We start from the raw sequence: 12729 nt of genomic DNA, 5'->3' as shown, positions 1-12729 counted from the left end.
TCCACCGCATCCGTGGTCATGGCGACGGCAATGGCTGATAATCGGCCAATGATCCTAGGCAAGCAGTGGCGATGAATCCATTCCGTTGGAGCTTTCGGGCGCAGTTTCTGCTGGGCTTTCTTGCATGCGCGGGTCTGCTCGGCTACGCCATCTATGTGCAGTTGCACCTTGGGCTGGAACCTTGTCCGCTGTGCATTTTCCAGCGGATCGCGTTTGCTGCGTTGGCGCTATTGTTCCTGCTCGGTGCGCTGCATGGGCCACGCGCGGCAGGCGCGCGCAAGATCCACGGCGTCCTGAGCTTCATCGCTGCCGGGGTGGGCATGGGCATCGCGGCGCGGCACGTCTGGGTGCAGATCCGTCCCAAGGACATGATGTCCTCGTGCGGGCCGCCGTTGAGCTTTTTGAGCGAGACGATGGGGCCGTTCGAAGTGTTCCGCACCGTACTGACCGGCACCGGCGACTGCGGCACTATCGACTGGCGTTTTCTGGGCTTGAGCATGCCGATGTGGAGCATGGTGTGGTTCGTGGCGCTGGCGCTTTGGGCGCTATATGCCGGCTTCAAGGCACGGCGGAGTTCGGTCCATCACTGATCGGTGATGCGTTGTGCGGATGCAGAAGATACTTGCGTGCCGTGAGCGTTGGTGTCGATCGGTGGGGATTCGCGTTACAGGGTGAGTTGGCCAAGGTTGTCGCCCTGACCTCGATCGTTCGAGGGATCGACAGCCTCGCGTCGTTCATGCATTCGTCGTTGAATGCACGAAGAACGCCGCCGTTGAGGGACTGTACGCCTAGGATTGCATCAATGCGTGCAGAGCGCATCGAGCGATGGGCGTAAGCGCCAACGAGCCAGCCTGGCAAACGAGCTTTTCCGCTGGCGGGCTGAGCGGTTGACGGTAAGGCAATCGCCACGCCAATCGATCCAGCCGGCGCGCCGGGTCCTGCAGTCTGACGGACCTGCTTCTGTCAGGTCCGTCCGCTGTTCCTGCTCGGCGGTCAGAAGTCCTGCTGCAGACTCAGATAGACCCCGCGGCGTGGTGCCCATTGCGGCGCGAACACGCCGATGCCACCGCCATCGCGGAGCTGGTAGCTGCGATCTAGCACGTTGAGCACCGCCAGCTGTGCGTGCAGCGGATGCGCACTGACGGCGAAGTCGTGGCCGGCACTGAGGTTCAACTGGAAGTACGACGGCAACGCAGCGCCGTTGGGTACGGTGTCGGTATCGGTGCGTAGGCCGCTGCCGTACAGGTAGTTGGCGCCGATCCTGCTGCTGTCGTCGATGGCGTAATTGATGCCGCCGGAGGACGTCAGCTTCTGGTCGTGATCCAGATGGATCCAGTTGTTGTAAGCGTAGGCCAGTGCATCCGGGTCGAAGTTGTACAGGCTGGTCATGACCCGCTTGCCCATCGCCTTGCTGTAGGCAACGTTGAAATACGCCGTCACCGGGCCGTTGCTGTAGTCGGCGCTGAACTCGGCGCCACGGATACGGCCGTAGCGGTAGTTGAAGGTGGAATAGACGTAGGCTGCGCCAAACTGGCCCTCGTCCTGCAGCCGGTCGGCTTTGCGATAGTAGGTATCCAGGCCCAGGGTCAGATGCTCGCCGACCGCTTGCGAGATGCCCAGATCGTAGTAATCGCTGCGTTCGCTCAGTGGCGTGGTCGAGCCGCCATCGGTGGATTGCTGATTGGTGGTGCCGTCGTACAGCGCGATGTCGCTGGTGGAGATCAACTCGCTGGCCGGCGGGGTGAAGTAGCGTGCGTAGCCGGCATGCACGGTGGTGCTGTCACTGGCGCGCCAGACCACGCCCAAGCGAGGGCTGAGCTGGCCTTCGGTGTTGCCGAAGGCCTTGTACTTGTCGCCACGGACGCCGTAATTGACGGTCCAGTCGTCGCCGATTTTCCATTCGTCCTGCAGGTACAGCGCGTAGGTGCTGGCATGAAAGCGACTGCCATCGGGAATGAACAGCGGCGTGTTGCTGGTCTGGTTGCCGTCTTCGTCGGCGGGGAAGGCATAGGAATCGTTGCTGGCGCTGGCGTGTTCGAAGTTGCCGTACAGGCCATAGCGCAAGGTGTGCGCGCCGCCGCCCCAGGGGGTGGAGAAATCGGCTTGCACCGTATTGGAGCGGTTGCTGCGAGCTACCTGCGAGGCCACTCCGTTGAAGATCAGGTCGCCGGCAACGTCGGGCGAGAACGCCACGCTGCTGTACCGCTGGCCGGCAGAGAGCTGGTAGCTGGTGTCGCCGAGCATGCCTTGCAGGGCCAAGGTGCCGAAGCGGGTGTTCTCGCGTTGGTTTTCGTCAAGGGCAGATGAGTCGAAGTCGGTGGTGCCCAGATAGTCGAAGGCGGGTGTCTGGCCGGGATTGTTGGGGATCTGGAAGCGGTTGTTGGCGTAACCGACCAACAGGCTGAGACGGGTGTTTTCGTCGATCAGATAGCTCAGGTCGGCAAAGCCCTTGCCTTGGTGGGTGGTGTCGTGATCCGGCGAGCGGCTGTCGACCGGGTTCTCCAGGCCGTGCTTGTTCTGTTCGTAGTCGCCGGTGACGAACCAGCTCCAGCGCCCGTTGCTGCCCCACAGCGAGGCATTCGGGTTGACCGTGCCGAAGGAGCCGCCGGTGATCCCCACGCTTCCGCCATTGCCCAACTCGGCGCCATTCTTGGTGGTGATGTCGACCACGGCGGCGGTACGGTCGCCGAACTGAGCCGGCAGTGCGCCGTCGAGCAGTTTGATGTTCTTGATGATGCGCGGCTCCAGACTCTGGCCGAAGCCGGAGATGGATTCGGGAATCATCACGCCATTGATGCGGTATTGCAGATTGGCGTGGTCGCCGCGCACGTGGATGCTGCCATACGAATCCTGCACCACGCCGGGCGCCTGCAGCAGCACCTGATTGAGCGGTGTGGAGGCGCCGAGCGGCAGGCGATCGATGTCCTCGGCGGTGATGACGTATTGGCTGCTGCCGATATCCGGCGACAGCGCATTGCGCGCGGCTTCGAGCTTGGCGATGACGTTGACGGTGTCCAGATCGGTGGTGCGTTCAGGCGCGACGTCGGCGGCAAGTGCGGCGCCGGTCGGGGTGGCCAGCAGAACGGAGACGATGGCGGCGGAGAGGAGGCGAGGAGTCATGGCAGTGGCGAGGCGGCGTGGGGAGATGTGTTACTTCATAACACTCCGCTTCCGCGCGCACGCTGGCGTAGGCCGAAAGTCATGCCGGGCCGTGAGGCTTTGCTTGCCGTTCAGTCGCGTCCGCCTTGCCACGCCTGCATGGGCGGTACATGGCGGCGCAGCGCTGCCGGAATCGGATGCGCCGATGCTTTGCGTGGCGGTCAGGCTCTGCCACCATCGCAGGCTGTCCAGGAGCATTGCCATGAATCTTTCCGCCCCCTCTCCCGTTTCCGACTCCGCTGCCGCATCGTGGTCGCCGGACAGCTGGCGTGGCAAACCTGCGCTGCAACTGCCGGTTTACCCGGACCAGGCTGCATTGCAGGCGGCCATGGACGAGTTGGGGCAGTTGCCGCCGCTGGTGACCTCGTGGGAGATCTTCGCGCTCAAACGCCAGCTGGCCGAAGCGCAGGAGGGCAAGCGCTTCCTGCTGCAAGGTGGCGACTGCGCAGAAAATTTCAGTGATTGCGAATCGGGCACGATCTCCAATCGCCTGAAGGTGCTGCTGCAAATGAGCCTGGTGCTGGTGCACGGCTTGCGCCTGCCGGTGGTGCGCGTGGGCCGTTTTGCCGGCCAGTACGCCAAGCCGCGCTCGGCCGATACCGAAACCCGCGATGGAGTGACCTTGCCGAGCTACCGCGGCGATGTGATCAACGCGCCGGCCTTTACCGAAGCGGCGCGCGTGCCGGATCCGCGCCGCATGATCACTGCGCATTCGCGCTCGGCGATGACGATGAACTTCGTGCGCGCCTTGATCGATGGCGGCTTCGCCGACCTGCATCACCCCGAATACTGGAATCTGGACTGGGTGGGCTATTCGCCGCTGGCGGCGGACTACCAGAAGATGGTGTCTTCGATCGGCGATGCGGTGCGTTTCATGGAAACCCTGTCCGGGTCGGAGGTGTACAACCTCAATCGCATCGATTTCTACACCTCGCACGAAGCGCTGTTGCTGCCCTACGAAGAAGGCCTGACCCGTCAGGTGCCGCGCCAGTGGGGCTGGTTCAACCTGAGCACGCATTACCCGTGGATCGGCATGCGCACCGCCGCGCTCGATGGTGCGCATGTGGAATATCTGCGTGGCGTACGCAATCCGATTGCGATCAAGGTGGGGCCGTCGGTGCAGCCGGATCAGCTGCTGCGCCTGATCGACGTGCTCAATCCGGAAGACGAACCCGGCCGATTGAGCTTTATCCATCGGATGGGGGCGGCGCAGATCGCCGAGAAGTTGCCGCCGTTGCTGGATGCGGTCAAGCGCGACGGGCGGCGGGTGTTGTGGGTGTGCGATGCGATGCACGGCAATACCGAAAGCACCGGAAATGGCTACAAAACACGGCGTTTCGACAACATCCGCAGCGAGGTCGAGTTGTCGTTCGACCTGCATGCGGCGGCCGGCACGCGGCTGGGCGGCGTGCATCTGGAACTCACCGGCGAAGACGTCACCGAATGCACCGGTGGTGCGCGCGAATTAACCGAGCGCGATCTGGAACGTGCCTATCGCTCCAGTGTGGATCCACGCCTGAATTACGAGCAGTCGCTGGAGATTGCGATGGCGATCGTGCGCAAGCAGCAACAGGTGGCTGCGCAGCCGTTGGGTGCATGATGCGTCTGTGCGCATGACGTGATGCTCATGCCGCGTGCGGCATGATGTTGCAGCCATCCCTCTTTTCCCCCACAGGAGGAACGGTTTGACTGCCGATTGGAACGTCATCCGCGAATACGCAATCCCGCTTGGCGCCGCGCTACTGGCGGGCGTTGTCACCTGGTCGTTGATGCTGTGGCTGTTTCGCCGCATGCAGGGCCGCGATTACCGCCGCGCGCGCATCATTCGCGTGGTCACCTTGCCAGCGGCATTCATCCTGCCGTTGCTGTTCCTGTCTGCAGCCACCGAGGCAACGCCGCTGGCCGACAAGGCGCTGTCGGCGGTGCAACATCTGCTGCATGTCGGCATTGTCGGGTGCGTGACCTGGTTGCTGGTGCGTGCAGTGGCTGCCGGCGAGGCGGCGATCCTGCGCAGCAACCCGATCGAAGTGTCCGACAACCTCACCGCACGGCGCATCCAGACCCAGACGCGCGTGTTGAGCCGGGTGGTGATGGGGACAATGATCCTGCTCGGCATCTCGGTGGTGTTGCTGACGTTTCCGCAGGTACGCCAGATCGGCAAGACCTTGCTGGCGTCGGCCGGCATCATCGGCCTGGTGGCCGGTATTGCGGCCAAGCCAGTGTTCGGCAACCTGATCGCCGGTCTGCAGATTGCCTTGACCCAACCGATCCGGCTGGACGATGTGGTGATCGTCGAAGGCGAGTGGGGGCGCATCGAAGAGATCGGCAGTTCCTATGTCGTGGTGCGCATCTGGGACGAGCGGCGCATGGTGGTGCCGTTGACCTGGTTCATCGAAAATCCCTTTCAGAACTGGACACGCAGCAGCGCCGATCTGCTCGGCACCGCGTTTCTATGGCTGGATTACCGCACTCCGATCGCCGCGGTACGCGCCGAGCTGGAACGCATCTGCCAGAGCGAGCCGCTGTGGGACGGGCGTGTCTGCGTGACCCAGATTACCGACACCAGCGACAACACCATCCAGGTGCGCCTGTTGGTGAGCGCGCGCAATTCCGGCGACGCATTCGATCTGCGCTGCCTGGTGCGCGAGCGCATGATCGACTTCCTGACCCGCGAGCATGCCTACGCATTGCCGCGCATCCGCGCCGAAATCGCTGCGCAGGAAAAACCGCTGGCGCACGCGGCCGAGCCGATCGCCCAGGAGAGCGTGCGTTCGCCCGGTGCCGAAGACGGCGAGCCTGCGGCTACGGTTTAGACGCGGGCGTCGCGGCCGGCACGCTTGCTGCGTAGCTGGGTGCGAAACGCGCACGGCTACGTTGCTCGTACGCGTAGGCAAGCTCGATCAGGCGCGGCTCGCTCCAGGCCGTGCCGATGAACAACAGGCCGAGCGGCAGGCCCTGGGTCTGCCCCATCGGCACGCTGAGGCTGGGATAGCCGGCCACGGCTGGCGCACCGTAGCCGGCACCCGGGAAGGTGTCGCCCTTGACCAGGTCGGTGATCCAGGCCGCGCCGGTGGTGGGCACGATCAACGCGTCCAGGCGATGGGCCTGCAATGCGGCGTCGATGCCGTCCGTGCCTGCCAGTCGTTTGGCCAGGGCGCGCGCGTGCAGATAGCCCGCATCGTCGAGACCGCGTGCAGCTTGCGCCTGCTCGAACAACTCCTGCGCGAAGTAGGGCATCTCGCGCTGGGCATGCGCGCGGTTGAAGGCGATCAGCTGGTCCAGGCTCGACACCGGTGCGGTGCGGCTGCGCAGATACGCGTTCAAGCCGGCCTTGAATTCGACCAATAAGACCGTTTGCTCGGCCGCGTCCCATTGGCCATCGGTTGCCAGGCTGGTTTCGATCACCGTGGCGCCTGCCGCGCGCAGGGTCTGTACGGCGCGATCCAATGTGGCGGCGATCGCGGGATCCTCGCGCAGGGGATTGCGCAGCAGGCCCAGGCGTGCACCGCGCAGGCCATCGGGTTTGAGGTGGGCAAGATAGTTCGGTATGGACGTGGGCGCATTGCGCGTGGCCGGATCCTGCGGATCGGGTGCGGCAATCGCCTGCAGCAGCGCGGCGGCATCGGCGACGCTGCGCGTCATCGGGCCGGCGGTGTCCTGGCTGGCAGAGATCGGAACGATGCCGTCGCGGCTGACCAGGCCCACGGTCGGTTTGAGCCCGACCAAGCCGTTCACCGAGGCCGGGCAGGTGATGCTGCCATCGGTTTCGGTGCCGATGCCCACCGTGGCCAGGCTGGCGGCAATCGCCGCGCCGGTGCCGGCGCTGGAGCCGCAGGGGTTGCGATCCAGCGCGTACGGATTGCGGGTCAGGCCGCCGCGCGCGCTCCAGCCGGAGCTGGATTGGGTGGAGCGAAAGTTGGCCCATTCGCTCAGGTTGGTCTTGCCCAGGATCACCGCGCCGGCGTTGCGCAGGCGCTGCACCAGAAATGCGTCGCGCGCGGGGCGAAACTCGGCCAGGGCCAGCGAGCCTGCGCTGTTGACCATCGGCAGCGCATCGATGTTGTCCTTGAGCAGCATCGGGATGCCGTGCAACGGCCCGCGCACATGGCCGCGACGGCGTTCGGCGTCGAGCGCACGGGCCTCGGCTTCGGCCTGCGGATTGAGTTCGATCACCGCGTTGAGCGTGGGGCCGGCCCGATCGATGGTCGCGATGCGTTGCAGGTAGGCGCGCGTCAGTTCCAGGCTGCTGCCCTGGCCGGCGCTCATGCGTGCCTGCAGGCTGGCGACGTCGGCTTCGATCAGATCGGGTTGGCGGGCCGTCGGTGCCGACGTAGGCGCGGGGCCATCGGCATGCGCACAGCCGCACAGCGCAAACAGCAGCGCGAAGGACAAGGTGGTGCATCGCATTGGCGGTCATCCCCGGAGGCGTGTTCGCAGGCTAATGGCGCTGCGTCGGGGTGACAACGTCTTTGAGCTGCCCGCAACGGGCAAGTGCGTCAGCGACGTCGGCGCTTGATCAGATCGCGTGCCAGCACGCCGACAACGATCAGATTGATCGCCAGGACGCCCCAGGCGGTCCAGCCGGGATGACGGACGATGGCGTAGATATCGAACGGCAGGTAGATGGCCGCCGACAGGCAGCCCAGCAGCGAGGCCCATGCCTTGGCACGCCACAGACCCCAGGCTTCCACCACATGCAGCAGGCCGTAGGCCAGCATGGCGGCGGCGGCCAGATGCACCGCATCGGGGCTGATGGTCTTGAGCAACGACGGCAGTGCGCCGTGGTCGGGATCCAGACTGAAACGGCGGATCAGCGTGCTGACCGCGTGTTGCAGCGGGAGCGGGCCCAGAAGTTCCAGGCCCGTCGCCGCCAACAGCGCAAGCGCCCCCTTGACCGCCTCTAGCAAGGCGATCACATGCAGCCCCGGATGCGCGCGCGGATCCGGGCTGTAGGGCTTATCGCTCACGCGTGTCGGCCTGACAACTCAGCCGGAACGGCCAGCGCGCTTACGGTCGCTTTCGGTCAGGAACTTCTTGCGCAGGCGGATTTCCTTCGGGGTGACTTCGACCAGCTCGTCGTCCTCGATGAAGTCCAGGGCCTGTTCCAGCGTGTACTTGATCGCCGGGGTCAGCTTGATCGCATCGTCCTTGCCCGAAGCGCGCATGTTGGTCAGCGGCTTGGTCTTGATCGCGTTGACGGTCAGATCGTTGTCCTTGGAGTGGATACCGATCAGCTGGCCTTCGTACACGTTGTCGCCTTCAGCGGCGAACAGACGGCCACGCTCTTCCAACGGTCCCAGCGCGTAGGCCGGCGTCGCGCCCGGTGCGTTGGCAATCATCACGCCGTTCTGGCGCTTGGCGATCGCGCCCTGTTCCTTCGGGCCGTAATGGTCGAACACGTGGAACAGCAGGCCCGACCCCTGGGTCAGGGTGCGGAATTCGTTCTGGAAGCCGATCAGGCCACGCGCCGGGATCATGTAATCCAGACGCACGCGGCCCTTGCCGTCCGGCTCCATGTTCTTCAGCTGGCCCTTGCGGGTGCCCAGCTTTTCCATCACGCCGCCCTGGTGCTGTTCTTCGATGTCCACCACCAGCTGTTCGATCGGCTCCATCTGCTTGCCGTCGATTTCCTTGATGATGACTTCGGGGCGCGACACGGCCAGCTCATAGCCTTCGCGACGCATGTTTTCGATCAGCACCGACAGATGCAGTTCGCCACGGCCGGAGACCAGGAACTTGTCGGCGTCGGAACCTTCCTCGACCTTCAGCGCTACGTTGTGCACCTTCTCGCGGTCCAGACGGTCGCGCAGCTGGCGGCTGGTCAGGAACTTGCCACCGGACAGGTCCTTGTTGCCGGCGAACGGCGAGTTGTTGACCTGGAAGGTCATCGAGATGGTCGGCTCGTCCACGGTCAGCGGCGGCAGGCCTTCCGGCGCGTCGAGCGCGCACACGGTGTCGGAAATGGTCAGCTCGGCCACGCCGGAGATGGCGACGATGTCGCCGGCCTCGGCGGTGTCCTGCTCGATCCGCTCCAGGCCCAGGAAGCCGAGCACCTGCAGTACCTTGCCCTGGCGCTTCTTGCCTTCGCGGTCGATCACGCTGACCGGCATGTTCTTCTTCAGCACGCCGCGCTGGATGCGGCCGATGCCGATCACGCCGACGAAGTTGTTGTAATCGAGCTGGCTGATGCGCATCTGGAACGGGCCGTCCGGATCCACGTCCGGTGCCGACACGTGCTGCATGATCGCTTCGTACAGCGGGGTCATGTCGCCGTCGCGCACGTCCGAATCCAGGCTGGCGTAGCCGTTCAACGCGGAGGTGTAGACGATCGGGAAGTCCAGCTGCTCGTCGGTTGCGCCGAGCTTGTCGAACAGGTCGAACACCTGGTCGATCACCCAATCCGGGCGTGCGCCGGGACGGTCGATCTTGTTGACCACCACGATCGGCTTGAAGCCCATCGCGAACGCCTTCTGGGTCACGAAGCGGGTCTGCGGCATCGGGCCGTCCATCGCGTCGACCAGGATCAGCACCGAGTCCACCATCGACAGCACGCGCTCGACTTCGCCACCGAAGTCGGCGTGTCCTGGGGTGTCGACGATGTTGATGCGGTTGCCGTTCCAGGTGATGGCCGTGTTCTTGGCCAGGATCGTGATGCCACGTTCCTTTTCCTGATCATTGCTGTCCATCACGCGCTCAGCCAACACGGTGCGTTCGGACAGGGTGCCGGACTGCTTCAGCAGGCAGTCGACGAGGGTGGTCTTGCCGTGGTCGACGTGCGCGACGATGGCGATATTGCGGAGTTTTTCAATGGACATGCGGAAAGGGCCCCTGTCTGGCGCCAGTCTTGAGATGAGGTAAGCCCAACATTATAGCGGTTTCATTGCCGTGCCGTTGCGTCCGGCGTCGATGTGCTCCGGGATGCCTATTCAGCTTTCCCTGCCACCCCCCGACGATGGTCTCAAGCTGCACGGACGCCTGCGCGCCCGGGTGTATCCTAATGGACTGTCGTACACCCTGAAACCTGCAAGGATTTCCATGTCCCTGATTGCCCATTTCGACACCTCCCGTGGCCCGATCGTGGTCGAGCTGTTCGCCGACAAGGCGCCGCTGACCGTTGCCAACTTCGTCAACCTGGTCCAGCGCGGCTTCTATGACGGCCTGAGCTTCCACCGCGTCATTGCCGACTTCATGATTCAGGGCGGTTGCCCGGAAGGTTCCGGTCGCGGTGGCCCGGGCTACCGTTTCGAAGACGAAGCCAACAACGGCATCGGGCACGACCGCGGCGTGCTGTCCATGGCCAATGCCGGCCCGAACACCAACGGCAGCCAGTTCTTCATCACCCATGTCGCCACCAACTGGCTGGACGGCAAGCACACCGTGTTCGGCAAGGTCACCCAGGGTCTGGACGTGGTCGATGCCGTCGCCCAGGGCGATGTGATCAACAAGGTGACCATCGAAGGCGATACCGACGCCGTGCTGGCCGCCAAGGCCGACCGCGTTGCGGAGTGGAACAAGATCCTCGCCGCCTGATGTCTTCTCCGAACGGCCGCCATGTGCGGCCGTTTGTTTGTCACTGCGCGCCGCCAGGCCTTGCGCCCCGCCAGCGTGCATCTTCACCCATGTTTTTTAGCAGAGGAAACTCCCCATGAAAGCACCCGTTCGTGTTGCTGTGACCGGCGCTGCCGGCCAGATCGGCTATGCCCTGCTGTTCCGCATCGCCTCCGGCGAAATGCTGGGCAAGGATCAGCCGGTGATCCTGCAATTGCTGGAACTGTCCAACGAAAAGGCCCAGGCCGCGCTCAAGGGCGTGATCATGGAGCTGGAAGACTGCGCATTCCCGCTGCTGGCCGGCGTGGTCGGCACCGACGACGCCGAAGTGGCGTTCAAGGACATCGACGTCGCCCTGCTGGTCGGTGCGCGTCCGCGCGGCCCGGGCATGGAGCGCAAGGACCTGCTGCTGGAGAACGCCAAGATCTTCACCGCGCAGGGCGCTGCCCTGAACAAGGTCGCCAAGCGTGACGTCAAGGTGCTGGTGGTCGGCAACCCGGCCAACACCAACGCCTATATCGCGATGAAGTCGGCCCCGGATCTGAACCCGAAGAACTTCACCGCCATGCTGCGTCTGGACCACAACCGTGCGCTGAGCCAGCTGTCGCAAAAGCTCGGCAAGCCGGTCGGTGGCATCGAGAAGCTGGTGGTGTGGGGCAACCACAGCCCGACCATGTACCCGGACTACCGTTTCGCCACCGCCGATGGCGCGTCCATCGGCGATGCGATCAACGACCAGGAATGGAACGCGTCCACCTTCATCCCGACCGTGGGCAAGCGCGGCGCGGCGATCATCGAAGCGCGCGGCCTGTCCTCGGCGGCGTCGGCCGCCAATGCCGCCATCGATCACGTGCGTGATTGGGTGCTGGGCAGCAATGGCAAGTGGGTGACGATGGGTGTGCCGTCCGACGGCTCCTACGGCATTCCGGAAGGCGTGATCTTCGGCTTCCCGGTGACCACCGAGAACGGCCAGTACACCCTGGTCAAGGATCTGCCGATCGACGACTTCAGCCAGAAGTACATCGACAAGACCCTGGCCGAACTGGAAGAAGAGCGCAGCGGCGTGTCGCACCTGCTGGGCTGAGTCTGTGCAGTAGATGAAATGAAAACGCCGGGCATTGCCCGGCGTTTTCATTTGTGCCTCACCTGTTCGGTGCGGTGCAGATGGTGCCTGCGCAGGCTGGCGGCCGCGCGATGCGATACCGGTGCGTTGCGATGCAATGCAGCCTCTCCTGCATCGCGTGTGGCGATCGGCTCAGGCCAGGCCTTCGGCCTGCAATGCGGCTTGCACGTCGACATCGGCCAGCATGCGCTGCACAAATGCCTCCAGTGCATCCAGGCCACTCAGATCCACGCCAACCTTCTTCGCCCACAGCAAGGTCACGAACAGATACGCGTCGGCGCCGGTATGGGCGTCGCTGGCCAGCCAGGTGCGTCCCTGCAGATGCGTATCGACGCGTGCATACAAGGTGCGCAGCTTGGCGCGTGCATCTTCGTGACTGCGTGTAATCAGCGCCTCGTCCTGCAGATACGCGGTGCTGCCGAAGATCGGCTTGAAGGTCGGATGCACGTCGGCATTGGCGAAGGCGATCCAGCGATTGATTTCTGCACGGCTGCGCGCGGTGCCGTCGCCGGACAAGCCGGTGAGCGGGGCGATGTCGGCGATGTAGTTCAGGATGGCGGCGTTCTGGGTCAGCGCCCAGTCGTCGACCACCAGTAACGGAACCGCGCCGGCTGGATTGAGGCGCAAATAGTCGGGCGATTTCATCGTTGCCGCATCGACCACGGTCAGCTCGAACGGCAGGCCGGACCAACGCAACACGATGTGATCTGCCAGCGAACACGCGCCGGGCTTGGTGTAGAGCTTCATGGACAGTCCACGCAGGGATGAAGCTGCAAGCTTAGAGCAGCTAACAAAACCTGGCGAGCGAGCGCCTGTCAGTGAGTGCAGTGGTTTGTCGGCCGTATCTTGGTGGATGCCGTCAGAAGTCCAGATCAAACACTGAGTGGGTCGAATGCGCG

10 protein-coding genes are annotated in these 12729 nt (G+C 64.2%); 5 read left to right on the top strand and 5 right to left on the bottom strand.

Annotated features, from left to right (window positions below; all coding sequences use genetic code 11):
* The first annotated feature begins 71 nt into the window (after positions 1 to 71).
* On the top strand, positions 72 to 590 hold the full coding sequence (locus GGR61_RS09865) for a disulfide bond formation protein B (RefSeq protein WP_184621286.1): 519 nt from the start codon (positions 72 to 74) through the stop codon (positions 588 to 590).
* A 403-nt stretch (positions 591 to 993) separates the two neighbouring features.
* Here the strand turns inward: GGR61_RS09865 and GGR61_RS09860 are convergent, their stop codons facing one another.
* Positions 994 to 3120, bottom strand: coding sequence for a TonB-dependent receptor (locus GGR61_RS09860; protein ID WP_184621285.1), 2127 nt, complete (start codon positions 3118 to 3120; stop codon positions 994 to 996).
* A 241-nt stretch (positions 3121 to 3361) separates the two neighbouring features.
* Between GGR61_RS09860 and GGR61_RS09855 the strand changes: the two genes are divergently transcribed.
* Together GGR61_RS09855 and GGR61_RS09850 are read left to right on the top strand one after the other, a co-directional pair.
* Entirely contained in the window at positions 3362 to 4759 is a 1398-nt protein-coding gene (locus tag GGR61_RS09855) for a 3-deoxy-7-phosphoheptulonate synthase class II (protein WP_184621284.1), read from the top strand.
* A gap of 85 nt (positions 4760 to 4844) precedes the next feature.
* Entirely contained in the window at positions 4845 to 5972 is a 1128-nt protein-coding gene (locus GGR61_RS09850; protein ID WP_184621283.1) for a mechanosensitive ion channel domain-containing protein, read from the top strand.
* Here the strand turns inward: GGR61_RS09850 and GGR61_RS09845 are convergent.
* The 3 genes from GGR61_RS09845 to typA all read right to left on the bottom strand — a co-directional run bounded on the left by GGR61_RS09845 (position 5962) and on the right by typA (position 9974).
* Entirely contained in the window at positions 5962 to 7551 is a 1590-nt protein-coding gene (locus tag GGR61_RS09845; RefSeq protein ID WP_184621387.1) for an amidase, read from the bottom strand. The two genes, GGR61_RS09850 and GGR61_RS09845, sit on opposite strands and share 11 nt — an antisense overlap.
* Positions 7552 to 7655: 104 nt before the next feature.
* Entirely contained in the window at positions 7656 to 8075 is a 420-nt protein-coding gene (locus GGR61_RS09840) for a DUF2127 domain-containing protein (RefSeq protein ID WP_184621386.1), read from the bottom strand.
* A gap of 69 nt (positions 8076 to 8144) precedes the next feature.
* Positions 8145 to 9974, bottom strand: a complete 1830-nt coding sequence (gene typA, locus GGR61_RS09835; RefSeq protein WP_184406865.1) for a translational GTPase TypA — start codon at positions 9972 to 9974, stop codon at positions 8145 to 8147.
* 220 nt (positions 9975 to 10194) lie between these two features.
* Between typA and GGR61_RS09830 the strand changes: the two genes are divergently transcribed.
* Both GGR61_RS09830 and GGR61_RS09825 read left to right on the top strand, forming a co-directional pair.
* Positions 10195 to 10689 carry a peptidylprolyl isomerase gene (locus GGR61_RS09830; RefSeq protein ID WP_184621282.1) on the top strand — a complete coding sequence of 165 codons (495 nt, stop codon included), beginning with the start codon at positions 10195 to 10197 and terminating at the stop codon, positions 10687 to 10689.
* A 115-nt stretch (positions 10690 to 10804) separates the two neighbouring features.
* Positions 10805 to 11791: a malate dehydrogenase gene (locus GGR61_RS09825; protein WP_184621281.1), complete on the top strand. Its 987-nt coding sequence runs from the start codon at positions 10805 to 10807 to the stop codon at positions 11789 to 11791.
* 171 nt (positions 11792 to 11962) lie between these two features.
* Here GGR61_RS09825 and GGR61_RS09820 read toward each other — a convergent pair whose 3' ends face one another.
* Positions 11963 to 12577 (bottom strand): glutathione binding-like protein, encoded by a 615-nt coding sequence (locus GGR61_RS09820; RefSeq protein WP_184621280.1) that lies wholly within the window; start codon positions 12575 to 12577, stop codon positions 11963 to 11965.
* Positions 12578 to 12729 lie beyond the last annotated feature (152 nt).

Origin of the sequence: Xanthomonas sp. 3058 (assembly GCF_014199765.1) — a bacterium.
In the GTDB taxonomy this organism is placed as follows: Bacteria; Pseudomonadota; Gammaproteobacteria; order Xanthomonadales; family Xanthomonadaceae; genus Xanthomonas; species Xanthomonas campestris_B.
Note: the sequence above shows the minus strand (reverse complement) of the source record. Positions and strands in the feature narration are given on the sequence as shown.